At 41.3% G+C, this 18,560-nt stretch carries 15 protein-coding genes; 7 read left to right on the top strand and 8 right to left on the bottom strand.

What is annotated here, in order from left to right; all coding sequences use genetic code 11:
- Positions 1-29 precede the first annotated feature (29 nt).
- The 4 genes from FBF61_RS24035 to FBF61_RS24020 all read left to right on the top strand — a co-directional run bounded on the left by FBF61_RS24035 (position 30) and on the right by FBF61_RS24020 (position 3,830).
- Positions 30-1,667: an ABC-F family ATP-binding cassette domain-containing protein gene (locus FBF61_RS24035; RefSeq protein ID WP_138482135.1), complete on the top strand. Its 1,638-nt coding sequence runs from the start codon at positions 30-32 to the stop codon at positions 1,665-1,667.
- Between the two features lie 141 nt (positions 1,668-1,808).
- Positions 1,809-2,093 carry a hypothetical protein gene (locus FBF61_RS24030; RefSeq protein ID WP_138482133.1) on the top strand — a complete coding sequence of 95 codons (285 nt, stop codon included), beginning with the start codon at positions 1,809-1,811 and terminating at the stop codon, positions 2,091-2,093.
- A 595-nt stretch (positions 2,094-2,688) separates the two neighbouring features.
- Complete coding sequence (locus FBF61_RS24025; protein WP_138482130.1) at positions 2,689-3,390, top strand: hypothetical protein; 702 nt, start codon at positions 2,689-2,691, stop codon at positions 3,388-3,390.
- Complete coding sequence (locus FBF61_RS24020; protein WP_138482128.1) at positions 3,387-3,830, top strand: pYEATS domain-containing protein; 444 nt, start codon at positions 3,387-3,389, stop codon at positions 3,828-3,830. Before FBF61_RS24025 ends, FBF61_RS24020 begins: the two co-directional genes overlap by 4 nt.
- A 323-nt stretch (positions 3,831-4,153) precedes the next feature.
- On the opposite strand, the gene FBF61_RS24015 is transcribed toward FBF61_RS24020, so the two are convergent.
- Together FBF61_RS24015 and FBF61_RS24010 are read right to left on the bottom strand one after the other, a co-directional pair.
- Positions 4,154-5,428 (bottom strand): relaxase/mobilization nuclease domain-containing protein, encoded by a 1,275-nt coding sequence (locus tag FBF61_RS24015; RefSeq protein ID WP_138482126.1) that lies wholly within the window; start codon positions 5,426-5,428, stop codon positions 4,154-4,156.
- Positions 5,416-5,847, bottom strand: a complete 432-nt coding sequence (locus FBF61_RS24010) for a plasmid mobilization protein (protein ID WP_229215191.1) — start codon at positions 5,845-5,847, stop codon at positions 5,416-5,418. Before FBF61_RS24010 ends, FBF61_RS24015 begins: the two co-directional genes overlap by 13 nt.
- A gap of 412 nt (positions 5,848-6,259) precedes the next feature.
- Between FBF61_RS24010 and FBF61_RS24005 the strand changes: the two genes are divergently transcribed.
- Both FBF61_RS24005 and FBF61_RS24000 read left to right on the top strand, forming a co-directional pair.
- Entirely contained in the window at positions 6,260-7,753 is a 1,494-nt protein-coding gene (locus tag FBF61_RS24005) for a carboxylesterase family protein (RefSeq protein WP_138482124.1), read from the top strand.
- A 460-nt stretch (positions 7,754-8,213) separates the two neighbouring features.
- Positions 8,214-10,304: an HRDC domain-containing protein gene (locus FBF61_RS24000; RefSeq protein ID WP_138482122.1), complete on the top strand. Its 2,091-nt coding sequence runs from the start codon at positions 8,214-8,216 to the stop codon at positions 10,302-10,304.
- Here FBF61_RS24000 and FBF61_RS23995 read toward each other — a convergent pair.
- The 6 genes from FBF61_RS23995 to FBF61_RS23970 form a co-directional block, all read right to left on the bottom strand.
- Positions 10,301-11,362: a hypothetical protein gene (locus FBF61_RS23995; RefSeq protein ID WP_138482120.1), complete on the bottom strand. Its 1,062-nt coding sequence runs from the start codon at positions 11,360-11,362 to the stop codon at positions 10,301-10,303. The two genes, FBF61_RS24000 and FBF61_RS23995, sit on opposite strands and share 4 nt — an antisense overlap.
- A 71-nt stretch (positions 11,363-11,433) precedes the next feature.
- Positions 11,434-11,781: a hypothetical protein gene (locus FBF61_RS23990; protein WP_138482118.1), complete on the bottom strand. Its 348-nt coding sequence runs from the start codon at positions 11,779-11,781 to the stop codon at positions 11,434-11,436.
- A 98-nt stretch (positions 11,782-11,879) separates the two neighbouring features.
- A complete protein-coding gene (locus tag FBF61_RS23985) occupies positions 11,880-14,264 on the bottom strand; it encodes an argonaute/piwi family protein (protein ID WP_138482116.1) in 2,385 nt (794 codons plus the stop codon).
- On the bottom strand, positions 14,203-15,240 hold the full coding sequence (locus tag FBF61_RS23980; RefSeq protein WP_138482114.1) for a PD-(D/E)XK nuclease family protein: 1,038 nt from the start codon (positions 15,238-15,240) through the stop codon (positions 14,203-14,205). The genes FBF61_RS23985 and FBF61_RS23980 overlap by 62 nt, the downstream gene beginning before the upstream one ends.
- Positions 15,240-15,845, bottom strand: coding sequence for a hypothetical protein (locus FBF61_RS23975; protein WP_138482112.1), 606 nt, complete (start codon positions 15,843-15,845; stop codon positions 15,240-15,242). Before FBF61_RS23975 ends, FBF61_RS23980 begins: the two co-directional genes overlap by 1 nt.
- Positions 15,842-16,468, bottom strand: coding sequence for an RNA polymerase sigma factor (locus FBF61_RS23970; protein WP_138482110.1), 627 nt, complete (start codon positions 16,466-16,468; stop codon positions 15,842-15,844). Before FBF61_RS23970 ends, FBF61_RS23975 begins: the two co-directional genes overlap by 4 nt.
- 172 nt (positions 16,469-16,640) lie before the next feature.
- Here FBF61_RS23970 and FBF61_RS23965 point away from each other — a divergent pair, with 172 nt between their 5' ends.
- A complete protein-coding gene (locus tag FBF61_RS23965; protein ID WP_138482108.1) occupies positions 16,641-18,152 on the top strand; it encodes an alpha/beta hydrolase in 1,512 nt (503 codons plus the stop codon).
- Positions 18,153-18,560 lie beyond the last annotated feature (408 nt).

The raw sequence follows: 18,560 nt of genomic DNA, 5'->3' as shown, positions 1-18,560 counted from the left end.
GTACCTTTGCGGCTTCAAAAAATGAGACGATGATTACAGTTGAGAATTTGGCCGTTGAGTTTAGCGGTTCTGTCCTTTTTAGCGAAGTTTCCTTCGTTATTAATCCTACCGATAAAATTGCCCTGATGGGTAAGAATGGAGCGGGGAAATCCACAATGATGAAAATTATTGCTGGTGAACAAAAAGCCAATCGCGGCCACGTACGTGCGCCCAAAGACGCCGTGATCGCGTATCTGCCGCAGCATCTACTCACCGAAGATAACTGTACCGTTTTCGAGGAAGCCGCCAAAGCTTTCAAGCAGGTTTTTGAAATGCGTGCCGAAATGGAAAAACTGAATCTTGCGCTCGAAACCCGTACCGATTACGAGAGCGATGAATATATGGCCATCATCGAACAGGTTACCGAACTGGGTGAAAAATATTACCAACTGGAAGAGGTCAATTATGACGCGGAGGTGGAGAAAGCCTTGAAAGGATTAGGGTTCAGGCCTGAAGATTTTCAGCGGCAAACCAAGGAATTCAGCGGAGGCTGGCGCATGCGCATCGAGCTTGCCAAAATACTTTTGCAAAAGCCGGACCTTATTTTGCTGGATGAGCCTACCAACCATATTGATATTGAGTCCGTGATGTGGCTAGAAGATTTTTTGGTCAATAAATCCAATGCAGTAATGGTCATTTCCCACGACCGTGCCTTTATCGACAACATTACCAACCGGACCATTGAGGTGACTATGGGTCGGATTTTTGACTATAAAGCCAACTATTCGCATTACCTGGTGCTGCGAGAAGAGCGCAGGTCACATCAGCTCAAAGCCTATCAGGAACAGCAGAAAATGATTGCGGACAACATGCAATTCATCGAACGCTTCCGCGGCACATACTCCAAAACCAACCAAGTTTCCTCCCGCGAACGCATGCTGGAAAAACTGGAAATTATTGAAATCGACGAAATCGATAATTCAGCCCTGAAACTCCGTTTTCCACCTTCGCCACGGTCGGGCGACTATCCGGTTACCGTGAAAGATGTGTCAAAATCCTACGGAGATCAGGTTGTGTTCAAAAATGCCAGCATGACCATTTCAAGAGGGGAAAAGGTATCGTTTGTGGGCCGGAATGGTGAAGGTAAATCTACGATGATCAAGGCGATCATGGGCCAGATAGATGTGGACGGAACCTGCCAGCTCGGACACAATGTCAAGGTTGGCTATTTTGCGCAAAACCAGGCGTCGCTATTAGATCCCAACTTAACTATTTTCCAAACAGTTGACGAGGTTGCGGAAGGAGATGTAAGAACCCAGATCAAAAACATTTTAGGCGCCTTCATGTTCCAGGGCGAAGATATCGACAAGAAAGTAAGCGTATTATCCGGCGGAGAAAAAACCCGCCTCGCCATGGTGAAGCTGCTTTTGGAACCTGTAAACCTGCTGATTCTCGATGAGCCTACGAACCACCTGGATTTAAAATCCAAGGATGTTTTGAAAGAAGCACTCAGAAACTTTGATGGAACATTGGTGCTGGTTTCGCACGATCGGGATTTCTTACAAGGTTTATCTCAAAAGGTTTTTGAATTCAAAGACAAACGTGTGATTGAGCATTTCGAGACGATTGATGCGTTTTTGGAAAGGAATCGGATCAAGAGTATTGCGGATCTGCAGTTGGCGAAGTAGGGGGTTTAGCTTCCCCAAGCAACAATTTACATAGAAGATAATTATCGCAAAACAGCTTACGATTATTTTACATGTATAAAAGACGAGACCACTTTCCTCTTCTCCCTAACCATAAGTCCCGGCTCTCAAATAATAACATCTGTGAGAAAGTTAAAACTTCACTTAGGAAGAGAAATCGGAAGAAATTATAGAAGCATCAACTCTTTGGCGCATATAACTTTGTTTACTTTCTGGGCCACTATGGATGACTACCCTAAAATTTTAAGAAAAATAGAGCAAATTTTGGTTGGGCTAAAAAAGATCCTTCTTTGCGATTCTTTTGTCATTCGGAAATTTATCAAAAGCAGAGGTCAGTACGATATTATTGACACTATTCCATTACTTGGTCGAGAATATAAAGGAGGTGAGCAATTGTCTTTATTTTAAATGCTGATCGAAAAGAACATTCCTGCTTTGACGGTCTTCTAGGGTAGAAGAATTCAATTTGTCCAGTCAGGCTTCCCACAATCGCAGTCTGAAATTTTCCCAGTGCCGCCGCATCACGGAGGGAGACGGGTCTCGAACTTCGCCTTTAATCGGCTCGTGATCAAGGTTTTATCTCCTGTATTTGAGGTGAACTACACGAAAGACTCACTATTTTTTATACATATAGTACAACAGTATATTTGTTATGTATAATTCTTTTAGCGAAAATTGAGCTGTTTGGGGTCGGATTTTCGCTGGTTTTGGGTGAGTTTTCGGGTGGTTTTTGGTGTTCAAAGTTTGGAAAATGCCCGTGGTTTTTGGCGGTGGTAACTCTCAGCAAATATAATTAAAAGAGTTGAATGCTAAGTCGGCAGCATCCTGTGCCTAGACTCGTCTTCAACCGGCATACAGTATTCCGCTAATTATGCTGGAAATTATTTAGCGGTTAAAGGATTGATATCAAAGCGTATATATTTGAATGGCAGAAAGCCTGTAAATTGTCCTGAAATCAGATAAGTCCGTTTAGCCCAGTTCATCGAATTAGCCCATCCCAAATATGACCAAATATGCCATTTACTTCTTGATTTATGGAGTTCCGGCTATGATATGTATTAGTAGTGCTTGGATAGTTCTGATCAAGTATCACAATTCAAACGTAAAGCAGTCAGTCACATCATTAGAAGGTAATTTGTCTTCCAAAAGTATCAAATTAACAAGTGACCATGCTTTAATTGTTCTGCTTTTGATTTTGTTAGTCTATGGGGCTTTAAATTATTTCCTGGATAGGAAGGTTATGGGGGTTTTGTACAACGATTTGTTATCGGAAGTAAAAAACAAGGAAGTTGAAAAAAATAGAGCAATAGATCTGCTATCTAAGACTCCGATCCGGATAGAATGCCTCGCAATTTTTCCCAATAATTTCAAATTTGATACGAACAGAGGGAAACTGGAGTTTGACTGCGGTACAGGAAGTTTACAAGGTCAGAGACACTTGAAAATGACTAAGTCAATGAAGCTACCATCAAAGGAGCAAACCTATGTGATAACGGTCTATATACCAGGAGATCTAATCGATTATTCGATTAAACGGATCACTTACACACCCTACCGCCTTGGTGATGGTAATGTGAAAGATGATCTACTTCTATGCTACAAAAGCAATGAAGATATTCCGATTAGGTCACTTTTACCAATGAACAAAAATTCTTCTGATGGGCAGTTCTTAAAAAGCCAGATAGTATTAACAAATTGCAAATGAAATATATATTATTTGTCTTTCTGTTTTTGGTAGGGCCGCAATTCGGAATTGCTCAAAAGTCAATACCGCTAACAATAGTTAATGACAGCTTTAAAGCAAAGGGCGAGTATGGTAATATTACTTGGAACTGGAGTATTTGGGTAGTTCCGGACAATATTGAAGACTTAGACCGAATAAGCTACGTCGAATATGCGCTTCATGAAACTTTCCCGGATCCCACCCGTCGAGTAACGGATAAATATGCAGGAAACGATTGTTTTAAATCACTGAACTATAAGGGTAAACAATATTTTAGGTTTTGTACAAATGGATGGGGCGAATTTGATATTTTGGTTAAAGTCGTCCTCGTTAATGGGAATTTTAATATATATAAATTTGATTTAAACTTATTTAATAGTGCGTCAATACGAAAACCACATCCCCGGCATTATTATAAATAGTATATTCAAGTGGCGATTTAGTTGAGATTATGCACTCGCTGAGTATAAAATCCTTCGATAACCCAGAACAAGTTGAAATTTGAAGATATACCCTTTGTCAATAAATAATAATTCTTAATTTTAAATACTACTATTTTCAGCTCAGCGCAATCGCCCATCCCCATTCAAAGCAAATGTGACGGGGTTCAGCCCTTGGCTGCAAATCCATAAGGCGGTTTAAGGAGCGGCGACAGCCGCGGTAAATAGCCTTATGGATTTGCAGCCGTCGCTTTTTGCTTTGTACCTTTCGTTGCGCTGTGGTGCAAGCGCAATTCTTCAATAACTCAAAAGCCCATCGAAAACCCTTTCTGCTTCTTACGCTTCGGCTTCTTCAACTGATGCGGTATATACTCGCCATCATTAACCGGAGACAACAGAGAATCAAGAGCCTTACCATTCTCCAACGAACTACCATTTCCAACATGGTAAACATTACTTGCACCAGCAACCTGCCCCACATCCTGCCCCATCTTTTGAGACTTTTGCTGATGAAGAGGAAAAGGATCCTCGATGCATCGCTCGGTAATTCCCTTCGCACTGTACTGCTTGCCCAATGAACTTCCGTTGAAAACACATTTCGTACGATGGTCTAAGTATGTAATCCCGTACAGCTTGCCTTCTTCATTTTTCCGAATCACTGTATCGATTCCGTCTTTTTGAAGAATATTGATCAGCCTGGGCAATGACACGTTTTGTTTGCCATACAAAGTAAAATCTATACTATTCTTCACGCGTAACGAATCCTTCGTACGGTTCGGATTCATCTCATTGTACAGAAAACGCACTTTCAGATTTCTATGTGTTGGCTTGAAATGAAAGTCGCTTGCTTTGATAGGCACCCCAACCCGGTTGCCATCTTTATCCAGCACGTGGTATAAGATGCCATTGTTCTTTCTGATCCTCGAACCCTCAGAGCCAATGTCCGCAGCAACATTATAATGGTTGAGCGCTGCATTCAATTCACCCATTGTGGTAAACTTGTATTCGTTCAGAACCTTGTCGAGCACATTGGCGATGGCCTTTTTAGTTTCTGACTTTCCATACTCCGCTTTAATGCTGACAGGCTTCAAATTAAACTCCTGCGCTTTTCGATCCTGTGCCTTCACCAATCCAAAATCTATCTCAATCGCTTTCCTGGTTTTCTCTGATTGATTTTTGCCGAGGTTGTGCAGTGAGATCCGGCTACCATCAGCTTTGATGTTGGTCGTCACAATATGCACATGTGGGTGACCGGCGTCCCGATGCTCGTATACGAGGGCGGGTTGTTTATCAAATCCAATACCTTTTAAATAGGCTTTCGAAATCTCCGCAAGCTGTTCTTTACTCAGCTTTTCCGACGGATCAAAGTTCAGGGACACGTGAACCGTATTGACCTTCGTCCGTTTGTTCAAAGCGAGTTGTCTCTGAATACGGTTCAGCTTCTGATCAAAACTCATGGCATCCGCATCCTTTGGATAGTTGATAGCCGAAATGCATTCCGCATGTCCCTGTTGCAGCTTATTCTCATTGTATTGCAGCACAGCCCGAAGCCGACTGCTCGTATGAATTACTGCAACCATCGGTCTGCCAGTTTATCAGTTTGCGATTTGATCTTGTCCAAGATAGAAAATAGGGATGTCCTTTCAGCTTCGTAGTTGGCGATCCAATTTCTAAATTCCGAAATTTGATTGACCGCATTGAGGCGTTTGGTCGCCTGGTTGAAGTTGTTGCCAAGTCTATTGAGCTCTTCCCGCAGCTCCGACAATTCACCGATCATTTGATCTTGTGAACCGTTCCTTTCGATGACGGTTACTGGGCGGTTGAAAATTAAAAGCCGTAAAAATTCACTTAATTTCCGGCATGTTGTGCGGCTGCGTTTGGCTTCCAGATTGGCGTATTCTTTGGGTGTCAACCGGAAGATTACATGCCTTGTCTTGTTCGATTTTTCTTCTTTCATCACGATCCTATCTACACTTTCAAACATTAAAAATCCCTTCACAAACCTGGACCGACTTTGGAGGGGAAGGCCAGATCGGGTGCGCAGCAACCGGCGATTGTATTACAATCGTACATCTGGCCAGACGCGCAAAGCAGGCGGCTCATTTGGATTTCAAAGTCTTTGAAACCGGTGCTGAGCCGATTTGTGAAGCTAGTTGATTGAAATGGAATTTACCTATCCTGGGTAAATTTGACTTAGGATCGGAAGCGTCTAAGGTGATGATAACCTATTCGAAAATAGTCGTGTTTGGTCGTGTTTGGTCGAGAAAAGTCGAGAATATTTGTGTTTGTTCGAGAATTGTTGAAAATGCTCAGGTTCGGTCGTTACTGCCATTTTGATTTACTTTAACAGTTCTGAAAGTAACCCCCCGAAATGTTTTCTATAAGTTTGGTAAAACGCTTTCCCATAGCACATGAACAGACAATTTTACTACTTCGCAATCTTTCTTTTTGCAATTCTGATTTTGCAGGAAATATTGATAACGACGATACTAGAAGTTGTCGGACAAGGGGTTTATGCCTTAGGTTTATTTATGCCCTATTTTATCTTAGTGTCAATAACACAGGCATGTTGCAGCATAATCGTAATGCTTTATTGCTATGGCTGTAAATACATCTGGCCTTTCCGGGCAAGCTGGCTTTGTATGATTGTGTTGTTGGTTCACACAGCCATCGTTTACAAGATTCTGGTTAATCAAAATTTTCAAAGCTGGTATTACTATTCTTACAGCTCCGTGTCTGCGGCAAATTTGCTATTGGGGATAAGTTTGGTTGCTCTGACGAGCCGTGAGCATTCTTGGCTGAAATGGATTGGCATCGGATCTATTTGCGTTGATACTGCTCAGATAGCACTATTGATTTGGTACAACGTCTTTGCCGATTTCCAAATGAAGGGAATTCTTTCGCAAGCTAATTTTGGTTTTAGCTGGCTTATAGTCGCAATAACAGGGTTATGGATCATACATTTTTTTGGAGAGGTAAAGGCCATTAAAAGTTCGAATAGTATACCGAGGGCGTCGTCGGTTAGTTTTATACTCGTATCCGTTATCGTTAGCTATCTTTCCCTCTCCCTAGGTGTCGAATTTTATGAAGAAAGTATTGCTCCACTGCCTGTGCGATATGTTTCGGCAACGGAACAAGCCCTCGCAGACCGGTTTGAACCGCATCTTTTTGTAAGCGATGATGGTGAACAAATGCCTTACCGTCTGATGAAACCGCTTGACTACGATTCAGCCCCAAAATATCCCTTTGTTCTTTGTCTACACCATGGTGGAGCGCGCGGGCAGGACAATGTAGCACAAGTTCAGGGCTCCTACGCCCCTGTGTTAGCACATTACGACAACCGCAGAGATCATCCTGCTTTCCTACTAACTCCGCAATGTGAAGTCGGAAAAGGATGGATGGATCCAGACGTGGATTCTGCAATCATGGAATTAATAGCTTCTCTCGAAGAACAATACAGAATTGATACGCTACGACGATATGTTATCGGTGAGTCTGGTGGCGGCTATGGCTCATGGCATCTTATTGGCAACCATCCCGGTATGTTTGCGGCGGCTATTCCAGTTTGTGGTGGAAGTGAGGAAAGGTTGGTGGATAACATGGTGGGCGTAAGCATCTGGGCCTTTCACGGAAGCGACGACTTACTTGTGCCCGTAAGCTATTCCAAGAAATGGTCAATGCGCTTCGTAAAGCAGGAAGCAAGCCTCGCTACACGGAGTTTGCAGGCGCCGACCATTATATCGGTAAGCGAGTTGCTGAGACACCCGGCATCTGGAATTGGCTTTTTATGCAGAAGCGTAAGGGTAAATACTGATCTTCACAATGAAGCTGTCATCGTTCCAAACATCTGGAATTTAGCAACTGCAGTTGGTTTGCCAGCTATAAATAGTCTATTTTTTGGATAGGTCAACTAAGTAAATGACCACGTTCCCTCTGGAAGGTTAGTCACCTGCAACTCGGTACTTGTAACCCTCCAAATCGTTATCTGATCTTTTATTAGTGGTGCGCCAAACATTGATTTATAGTTGTCAATTTTTGATTGTTTACCGATTTCAGAGCCGTATAAAAGAAATCTTTCAATTTCTCCTTCAAAATAATTGCTATACTTACTCTCTTAGTAAAAGAGCTTGGGTATACTAACGCCTCAAAACGGATAAAGCAAATACGATATTTGGCGAAATAGAAAGCCCGTTAAATCTTTAAATGTATCCTTCTGTCATCACAACGCAGAAACAATCATTTTGCCTCGTTGTCTTTGTAACGTTTTTCATCGTGAAATTGAAATAGGATCTGCACACATCGTAACGATTATTGTAGAAAGCCATTTATACATTAGCTTTTGGAAAGCATTGATTAACTTCGGACATGGCAAGCGCAATATCCGTACAAGATCTGGTTATCAAATTTTTGGAAGAATCTAACCAAACGATTTTTCTTACTGGAAAGGCTGGTACTGGCAAGACCACATTTCTGCATCGCCTGAAAGCGTTAACCACTAAGAATTTTGCGGTCGTAGCACCCACAGCAATTGCTGCTATTAACGCTGGTGGCAGTACCATACATTCTTTTTTTCAAATCGGTCAAGGGCCCCAGTTACCAACGGACGAAGAGCTGCTAACTTTACGAATTAGTCGCGAAAAAATGTTGATGCTAATCCGTCTTGACCTATTGGTTATTGATGAGATTAGTATGGTCCGGGCGGATACACTTGATCATATTGACCGGATATTGAGACAGGTTAAGGGTTCTATCCAACCATTTGGTGGAGTTCAATTATTGATGATTGGTGATCTGTTCCAACTACCCCCGGTTTGGGAGAAAGACTGGAGTATTCTGAGTCGCTACTATTCTGGCCCATTCTTTTTTAATAGCAATGTGATCAATGAAGGTGGATTGATCACATTTGAACTTACCAAAGTTTATCGCCAGAATGATCTAGCATTTATTGAGATTCTCAACAAAATTCGTGAAGGAGAAGTTACTACAGAAATGCTGCAGAAGTTAAATGCGCATTTGATTAGTACCGATCTGTACACCGTTGTCTCAACTGAAAACTACGTGATGCTATCAACACACGTGGAAAAAGTTCAGAAAATCAATCAGGACTGTCTCGATGCACTGGACGGCGAAACATTTATTTATAAGGCGGATGTCTCAGGCGATTTCTTTACAGATACATTTCCGGCAGAACGTGAGCTAGCGTTGAAAGTTGGAGCTCAGGTAATGTTCATCAAGAACGATTCTTCAGGTAAGAAGCAATACTATAATGGGCGAACTGCTAGGATAACTTCTTTAAATGAGACGAGCATTACGGTTTCTTTTTTGGATGATGGATCGAGCTGCGATGTTCCAAAAGAGACCTGGCAAAATGTCAAATTTGCCATTTCGGATGATACTCAAAAAATTGATGAAACGAACTCGGGTACTTTTATTCAATTTCCTTTGAGGTTGGCTTGGGCGATCACCATACATAAAAGCCAAGGTTTGACATTTGACAAAGTCATCATTGACGTAGCTTCCGCATTCGCTTCCGGACAAACCTATGTCGCGCTCAGTCGTTGCCGCAATCTTGAAGGGATTCGGTTGCTGACAGAAATTCGTGCCGAAAATGTGCAGACAAGCGAGCCCATCCGTGAGTTCATGCGGCAGCAAACCAACACATCGCCATCGATTAGTGATTTGGAAATTGCCAAACTAAATACGTACCGCAACTTGGTTTGTGACGTCTTTCAAATGTCAGCCATTACTTTTGCTTGGAACCTTTTTGCTGACAAACTCTGCTTAGTACTGACCAATCAGGAGGAATTGACAGAATTGGACCAACACACGAAGATGGTAGACGCTGATCTCAAGAAATTGGGTCAACGTTTTATTGACAAGGAAATCAGCATACCTAGGGCAGAAAAGCTCGTAGCGATTAGCAAAGACCGCATCAAGGCAGCAGCTGATTTTTTCCTACCAAAATTGGTGGCCGCGCAAGTGTTTATTGAACAGGCTTTTTTAAATGTCGCCGCCTTAAATCATGAAGCGGAATTTTATACTCGTTATAATTACCTTCAATCGGTAATGCTCTGTAGGATAGCTCTGTTGGAGGCTGTTTCGCATTCAGATTCCAGCTATGTAATACAACAAAAAGGACAGGACGCCGTAGTGAGTTATCGCCCAGCTTTTAAAAACTGGAAACCCATGGCTCAAGTTAAGACACCGGAAATAGTGAACCCAGATTTGTATGAAAAACTACTTGCCTGGCGAAAAGATATAGCCGAACGAAAAACCGTGCCTGCATATTCACTGTTCTCTGAAAAAACGTTGCGCGAAATCGCAAAAAAAACGCCAAAAACATTTAGCCAACTTGCATTGATCAAGAATTTCGGTGAACAACGTGCAAATGAGTTTGGCCACGAATTAATTAACATAGTCAATAGCTACCTCGGCCAAAGCGCAAAATTGTTCTAACGTTGCAAGCCAAATTTTTCATAAAGCCCATTGACCACATTTGTTTCATATATATTAAATGTTTCCGGATTGTTCTGGGCATTTACCCAAGCCTCGTTTAATAAGTTCGCCATTGGTGTGTCGGCAGCTCCTGTCAATTCGGTGCAAGGCGCAAGGTCAGCGTTGTCATAAAAGTCAACGAACTCGTCAATGATTAGCTTTAGTAATTTATCAGGAAACAGTATGCGGTAGACCGGTGGACGGAAGATCTCTGTATCCCTCATAAACACTTGCCAAGTAGATTCAATTTCTCTCTTTTCATTGTGTAATCCTAGTTTTTCCAGCATCAAAATTATGATTCGCATTCGGGCTTCGTTGGCTGGATGCGAATCAGTATAGTCAAATATCCTAGACGAGCCGTGATCGGCAGATATTAATTTAAGATTGGTCCAGCCATAGGCAGCACCTGTCATATAAGTCCCGGCAAGGTCACAAGAAAACTCTTCCAGCCACGAAACTTGCCACAGGTATTTTGCGCGTTCAACTTCTGAACCGAAATGTTCATATTGGCGTCGGTCTTTAAGCGAACCTAGTTCTTTCTTAAAATGCTTGTCTATTTCGAGTCCGGATAATTCACAGCTTCTACCTTGGTACATCGAGTAAAGTAAATGGCCGATTTCATGATAAAGATCAGGTAAATTAAGCAGGCTGTTTTCCTCTCCAGAAGGTATTGCTATGATCTCAAACATTGGAACTGCCCAGTAATAATAATCATGATTACTGATGGTAGATACAATTGGTGGTAATGATGTGATTCGATGTTCTTTGTAGATCTTTGTAATTAATCTATAAAAGAATACTTCCGCATTTCCATAGTTCTTGATGGCTAGGAAACGGTAGGCATGGTAGGCGTTAAATTCACGGTTCAATCGGTTATATAAAAAAATATAATTACCAGATAAAGCGTCATATTCCAACGCACCAATCTCTAATGCTTGCTGAATAGGTGTTCGAATCTCTCTGATCTTTTGGAGTGTACTGTCAATAAACCTGGAACGATAATCTTCGTGATGCTCCATACAGTCAATATCGTTGATTACCAGGTCGATCCGGTGAAGCAGATCAGCATACAGGGCTTTAACAAAATTCTTCATCCCCGCGTTGACCGAAGTTTACGATAAAGCATGGAAGCTTCATTATCCAATATCGAAACGAACTGATCGATGTCGGTCAACTCTTCATTGTTCAGGCTTTGATTATTTTTTAACTTGTTGACTGATTCCCGTATGTGCTCCCTGTATTCGACATTGTCGAGAATATGTTTTTTGAAAAGCTTGTTTTCTGCCAATTGATAAATATAATTAGTAGGGTCTCCCTTGTCATAAAACTCTTCGAGTTTAGACAGTATGCCTAATAATTCGTGCTTGGCATTTAACACTTCATCGTCTGCCACCTGAATTTTCGGATGGGCCGCGATGATATTTTTATCAACCGCCATATTGCGCCGCTTTAAGGTGATTACTGAGCTATTTAGTTCATTGGTCAGATTAGCAACGTTTGTATATTTTTTGAAAAGTAATGTGAAGTCGCTCATAACTATTCTTCTAAGGCATCTTGTAATATCTGCAATTCTTTTGCTTGGACATTCGCATAAGTAAATTCATGTGCGACATCCCGAATCAGTAAATCGATCAATTTTAACGGTAAGGGAAGTGACGATGCTTTATCGGGAGCTGTAAAGTTCAGCTGGGTCATTGCGAATACATCATCCACAGCTTTATCAAAAACGATATTTCCTGACGACAGGCTTACCCTGATCGGGTTGGACGACCCACCAACCTGATAGGGGAATCCGGTATTAAAAATATAAGCTTCTCTTTCTTTACTGATTGGAACTACAGTACCACAGATTGGATTCGCCAGCATGTTATTATCATCCCGTACCGCAGCCCGCAACGGTATTGCTGAACTTTTTGCAACATCTAACACGGCCAACTTTACTTCATCTTCATTGATCTTTTTCTCTGAACGTAGTTGTACAATTGCCTCATGCAGTGCTTTTTGCTCTTCCCCAAAAGACATGCCGTCTCGTAATACCACAATGCTCTTCGGAAAATTCTCTCCGCTTTCCAGATGCCTGCTCAAAACGTTGACAATCTTATCACGGATCAACCTGAAGTTTATTTTTTCATTACGATAAGTATTTCCAGCCTTTTTTGCCGTTTGCTCGACGTCAAATACGATTTTCTCCCCGTTCTTAAAGAAAAAAACAAATCCAGCAAAAAATTCGTGTGCATCAATGCCTATATACAGATCATAATTCAAATCTTTCGCAAGTGCATAGGGCCATTTATTATTGATAACCAAATATTTGAAAAGGGTATTGACCTGATAAGATTTGAAAGGCTGCATTTTTTGATCTGGCACGAAATAACCCTGATTTCCACCTTTATCAATGGAGTGCACGATGTAACGTTTAAGGCTTTTCTCACTTATACACTTTAGGTTTATTTTTCCAGAAAGCTCCTTCTTGACCAACTGATGTAGGTGGTGGCTGAACCATTGGTTGCCAGGCAGATTTGGCAAAACAAATAATCCAAAATTCCCATTCAATCCTTTGCTATCAATCAACACCTCGAAGTCTTTGCAAACTTTTTCCGCAAATGGCTTTTGCCGCATTGAATAAGTCACCAATTCAAAGCCCGGGAAATTGGGGTCCAAAGCTTTCATGGCTTTGTTGAAGTGTGTCTTAATGCAAATAGCCATTGTAACTGGTAAACTATCCGGAACGAATATGTATTGAAGAAGATACTCGTCTTCATTCAAAAGACCGTATTTATAGTTGAATTCCCGGCGACGTTTCGGATATTGGTAAATTTCTGAACCTCGTTTACCGTTTCTAGATTCATATGGGTCATAAGTACTACCATGGTATTTAAGCGTGGGCAGATCAATTACCCGGCAATCCATGTTCCAGGTATTATAGGATATTTCCAACTTGACCCCTGCGAACATTAAGTCTTGAAAATACTTTTTTACGAAAAAGCCTGCACTGTTGAATCTCTGCGGTGGCTTATTAATTGACAGACGATGGAGGCCATTATCTGCGAAGTGAATAGCTTTGGCCAGATCAGTCGCCCCCTCCATTTTCTTATCACTTGTCTTGGTGTAAGTATGATAAAATGTTGGGCTGTCTGGGCTTAGCGATTGTGGGTTTTCAGCGGCCGCATAACGTCCTCTAGTGGTAATATATTCGTACACAGTCCCGGTAAAATTGTCTTTATCGAAACGTTGTTCACCGATTGCCCCGCCAATTGCGCTTCCTTTTACAATGTACCAGTCATCCCCGTTTTGATATAGAAAATTCTTTCCGTTGATATAGTTAGCCCATTGTTCTTTTGGTAACTCGTCTAGTACTTCGCTCAGAGTAGATTTATCAGCATATCGGTAAGCCAAGTCAACGACTACAAAAAAGTCTCCACCCTGCTGGTGTACACGGTACTTGAAGCCATTATAAATGTCAGTTTGAATGTCCTCTGAATTTTTGCTTGGAATCTTTTTTAGATAGGTATTATTGTTACCGCTCCACAAACCTTTTTTTCGATTCAATTGATATTCTATCGCATTTTCAATAAAACGAACGGCAAGTTGCATATTGGCAGGTGACCGATCTGTTGGGTCAAAATAAAAAGTTTCCTTTAGCGGCTTGAGGTAAATGCTTAAAGGGGTACCGGGCAATGTTGTATCATGAAGTTCCGCATCTGAACGAACAGCAATATATTTCTTGCCTTGAAGCCAAGCCTCCGATACGACACCCCGCGTAGACGATGCCAGGTGTTTAATCGCATTGTTAAATGAGCTATTGTAATCCCTGCCTTCAGTAAGGTTGCCTTCCAGCGTTACTTCAATCAGCCTGTAGCTAAACTGCAAAGTTTTCCAATTTCTGATTCTGTACCAATTTAAGGTATTTTGCTTCATCATAATTCAATCCGTTTAGAATAACGTGTTTACACAAATTCTTGAAATTACAGACTGCGCAGGTAGAAACCTTGTTCGTCCTCTCGTACTCATTAATGTCCAGGTTTTCCCAAGATTTCGACTGTGACAATTCTTCCTGATCGTCACTCAGTAGGTACACTGTATCTAAGGCATTAGCTACTGCATCTTTATTAAATACGTGTTCTTTATGTTTGCCGCTGAGCAAATTAAATTCGAACAGTCTTACATCTTTCAGCGTTGGCAATGGCAACCATTTTTCTTGTCTATACTTTTGCCTTGAAAAACCCAATGCGACAATACCTGCTAGCAGCAATTGACGAGAATAATCGGCGTCATCTCTTTCACTGACCTTCCAATCGATCACGTGCATAGACTTTCCCATGTAGCTGATTAAATCTATTTGTGGTTGGACTTTCACACCACCATATTCGTATTTCATCTGCTTGGCGTCGGGGCGTAGAAATCGGGCAGAAAGGAGGTACTGTTCCATGCTTTTACCAAATACCGGACTTTCATAAGTTGGGAAATCAATCAACACTTTTTCTATGGTCGCATAGATTTCGATCAGTTCTATTTCCTGAAATGGTGTTAATGACTCATGTATGTCTAGGATTGCCCAGTCCGCCCCAACCTCCAATCTGGAAATGTTGTTGGCATGATAGAACCGATTTTTTGAGAACTCAAATTGTCTTTTCGCTAGGTCCACACCGCGCTTGGCAATAACTTCGTAATCCGGTATTTTTCGATCAACATAGGCTGGTAAAATTTCTTTGGTGATCATCCAGTCGATTATAGAACCCTGCCACATTTTCAGCGTCTTCATCTTCAATAGTTCGTACGCTTTTCTCCTGTAAGGATTGGTAAAAGTATGCATTGCGGTTTCATATGCGAAGTAAAACTTCCTATGGCATTGACGCAGCACCTGTAACTTGCTAATATTCCAATCCTTTGTGGTCATTACAACGTGGTATAAAGTTCAGTCAAGCGGTTTGTATAATTTGTTAGTGCTTCTTCATTCTGGTATAAGAAGCTTTCATCCGATTTAATTCCGGATAGATCTTTGCCAAAATCTCCACGAATAACACCTTTCCTAAAAGCGGGTTGAAAATTCAAGTTTCCCAATGACATAGTACTGTTCTCAGCTTGTAGTTTATCAAAGGTCACTTTGATCGCAGTCATTGTGTTGTCTATACCCAAGTCTAATAACTTCAACAACTTAACCAAAGATTTTACAGGGATACTGTTTGTGAAAACCATATCTGTTCTGATAGCAGAAAGTAATGAAGGCGTCAGTCCGGTCTTTTCTTGCAACATTTCATCGGAAAGTTGTTTTACAGCGGCGGCTTGCTGTACGATTATGCCAAGAGAAGCTTTACTTAACTCCAACGTTAAGGCTTGTAGTAATTTATTTGCTTTATTCGCTGGTAACTCTGTTGTGACAGGCTGACCGAACACAAATGAGGCTTCCAACTCGTCGCTGATCCCGGCAGCAATTTCCCCTCTAGCGGTAACGTAAGCTTGTAAAACGTGCTCAAATGGCAATAAATTTCTTTGCTTTTTCATTGCAGTTTCCCGTTAATGATGTGCATGGTTTTCTTTTCTATTTTTGCTTTAGCCCTAAGGAATCTTACCTTTAATTGATTATTCTCAATGCCTAACATATTGGCAATGTCTTCATAACTATAATTATTCATGCGCAAAAGAACTATATCACGATCCGTCTCATTGATCATCAAAAGCGCTTTTTCGAGTGCATTGAACAATGGGTTTGTCGAACTTGTACTACCATAAAGCTCTTCGGATTGACCTGCAATCGGGTTTTCGTTGAAATCAATAGGGTCATTATCCTCATCAGCTTCTTGATATTCTTGCTGCCAATCCACCGTTTTGAATTCAACTTCCTCCTTCGCTAATTTCGAGCGAACAAACATGAGGTTATTATTCTTATGGATTTTAAATAACCAATTGGAAAAATGTTTTTCCGTTGAGAACTCATACCGTCCGATTACCTTCCCAACAGTTTCTAATGTTTTGTACAGGATATCATATGCCTCGTCTTCGTCCAAATTCCAGTTCCTTACAGAATATTGGTACAAGGACTTACTATAAAAATCATATAGAATTGCAAGCCCTTCCCGAAGGTTTGACTTGAACTTAGAAATGATTTGAAGGTGTTTTGCTTCCATACTTTACTTATCAATATGCAATGAGGTTACCAAAATGCCGCCAGTGGAGAATAAATCTAAAAAATAATTTGTGATGTCCTCGTAACTTGACCAGGTAACCACTAAACATATAAAACAATAAAAGTATAGAGGCGATGCTTTTTATTAACTTTGGATTATTTAATGCCCATTTATGAATATTCAGTTATACTTTGAATTTGAGGATGCGGAAAGGAAGCCGATTGCCCTAATCGTTAATGGGGTACCTGCTGGACTACAGACTGCATACCGAAATGGCCATCGTGTGTTTTCTTACAAGCTGTCAAATTATGACCAGCCAAGAATAGACCTCATTTTGGTTTCTCTGGAGGAACCAACCAATGTAAACATCCTTGCTTTTAAGGATTCGATGTCACTTAGTCAGCAAGTATTTTTGCAGAGTAAGCATCACCCATCACATGTCAGTTTTGACCTGAAACAAGCAGGCTGGTATGAAAAGGATCAAGAACTTCCAATCGAAAATCCAAGGGAACAACGTATCAGGTGGACACTTCCCATTAATCCGCGAGGGCTTAACCGTTTTGGAGGCAGGCGGATGCCTAAAAAGCCAACAACAGGGAAGCCCTTGCTTGACAGACTAGAAGATCTTAAGATTGATTTTGAGTTTTATGATAAGCAAACAAAGAAAGCGGATTTGTTAGTTGCGAAAGCCGAAGAAGTTAAAAATACACTGGTTGACGTATTCTATGCAACTGATCGCGCACGCAAGAACAAAAATAAAGGATTGATCACTTACGAAAATGGAAGAGGGGATTTAGTGCTTGGAAAATGCGTAGTAAATGTCCCTGGCCGGCGGAAAAAAGGAGAAATACCTTTACCACCATGGTACCTATTCGGCTTTTTTGAAGATGATAATAAACATATGCTTATCAAATCGGTCGAAGAGCTGGGGGCAAAAGATTTTTTTACTGGCGTGCAAACCAAAGTTGCCGAATCACCTGAAAAAGACGCGTTTGTTTTTCTCCATGGATTTAACGTCAGTTTTCATGAGAGCATATTGCGGACAGCGCAGATGGCAGTCGATATCGGCTTTCGGGGAGCATCTATCGTATACAGTTGGCCTTCAATTCATAAAGTATCTGGCTACATGGCCGACGAGGCTACGGCAACAGGCTATTCTGTAGATAGTGTAATACAGTTAATTAAAGATGTGAGGGCTAACACAGGTGCCGAACGGGTTCATCTTATTGCGCATAGTATGGGTAACCGACTATTGACTGAGGCCTTAAAAGCTATGGTTTTGGAAGGTTTTACCAAAGAATACCTTTTTAATCAAATTATCCTTGCGGCACCGGATATAGATGCGGAAGTATTTGTAAAACATATTGCGCCAAAGATCGCTGGGGCAGGCAAGCAGTTAACCTTATATACATCATTGCATGATAATGCCTTGTGGCTTTCTGAGAAATTACATGGAGGTCACCTGCGTTTAGGAACCGCAGGTGAGCAACTCGCTGTTTGTGCAGGCATTGATACTATTGATGCTTCTGATAAAAGTATAGGTCTTTTGGGGCATGGTTATTTTACGGAAAGTAGAGCGCTTATTGACGACATCCATCACGCCATCCGTTTCAATCATTCACCGGAAGAACGCAATCTAAGAAAACGGATTTCCGGAAAGCTGCTTTATTGGGATTTTAATTAATCAGACAAATTTCATGGGTTAAACTCACATTCGATAATAGGTCTTTCCTAGTAAAACATTCTTTATTCTCTGAATATTCTCGATGCCGAGCTGCTGTGCAATTTCATGGTTGGACTTGCCGCCTTGAGCCAATGACCTTATTAGGGCTACTTCACTTGCCGAAAAGTTATTTTCTCTATTCCCAATAACTTTCGCATAATAGCCATCATCCAACCACATCTGGCCAATTAGTAAGTTCGGAACACCGGTACGAGGGTGCTCTTGGGCATATTTTGTGATAGTGTAAGCTTTCCCGAAATTAGGACAGTGTAGGATTAGACTCGAAATGAGCTAATTTTAACTGTCACATGAAAAAGAAAAACTACTCAGAAACCCAGATCGTGGCGATCCTCAAACAGTATGAGGGTG

The organism is Dyadobacter bucti, from assembly GCF_005869225.1.
GTDB lineage: Bacteria > Bacteroidota > Bacteroidia > Cytophagales > Spirosomataceae > Dyadobacter > Dyadobacter bucti.
This window is presented reverse-complemented; position numbering and strand designations above follow the sequence as displayed.

Excerpts from the sequence above, each read along its gene's own strand:
- FBF61_RS24035 (WP_138482135.1), top strand. The coding sequence starts at position 30 with ATGATTACAGTTGAGAATTTGGCCGTTGAGTTTAGCGGTTCTGTCCTT.
- FBF61_RS24025 (WP_138482130.1), top strand. The coding sequence starts at position 2,689 with ATGACCAAATATGCCATTTACTTCTTGATTTATGGAGTTCCGGCTATG.
- FBF61_RS24020 (WP_138482128.1), top strand. The coding sequence starts at position 3,387 with ATGAAATATATATTATTTGTCTTTCTGTTTTTGGTAGGGCCGCAATTC.
- FBF61_RS24015 (WP_138482126.1), bottom strand. The coding sequence starts at position 5,428 with ATGGTTGCAGTAATTCATACGAGCAGTCGGCTTCGGGCTGTGCTGCAA.
- FBF61_RS24005 (WP_138482124.1), top strand. The coding sequence starts at position 6,260 with ATGAACAGACAATTTTACTACTTCGCAATCTTTCTTTTTGCAATTCTG.
- FBF61_RS24000 (WP_138482122.1), top strand. The coding sequence starts at position 8,214 with ATGGCAAGCGCAATATCCGTACAAGATCTGGTTATCAAATTTTTGGAA.
- FBF61_RS23995 (WP_138482120.1), bottom strand. The coding sequence starts at position 11,362 with ATGGAGCATCACGAAGATTATCGTTCCAGGTTTATTGACAGTACACTC.
- FBF61_RS23990 (WP_138482118.1), bottom strand. The coding sequence starts at position 11,781 with ATGGCGGTTGATAAAAATATCATCGCGGCCCATCCGAAAATTCAGGTG.
- FBF61_RS23985 (WP_138482116.1), bottom strand. The coding sequence starts at position 14,264 with ATGATGAAGCAAAATACCTTAAATTGGTACAGAATCAGAAATTGGAAA.
- FBF61_RS23980 (WP_138482114.1), bottom strand. The coding sequence starts at position 15,240 with ATGACCACAAAGGATTGGAATATTAGCAAGTTACAGGTGCTGCGTCAA.
- FBF61_RS23975 (WP_138482112.1), bottom strand. The coding sequence starts at position 15,845 with ATGAAAAAGCAAAGAAATTTATTGCCATTTGAGCACGTTTTACAAGCT.
- FBF61_RS23970 (WP_138482110.1), bottom strand. The coding sequence starts at position 16,468 with ATGGAAGCAAAACACCTTCAAATCATTTCTAAGTTCAAGTCAAACCTT.
- FBF61_RS23965 (WP_138482108.1), top strand. The coding sequence starts at position 16,641 with ATGAATATTCAGTTATACTTTGAATTTGAGGATGCGGAAAGGAAGCCG.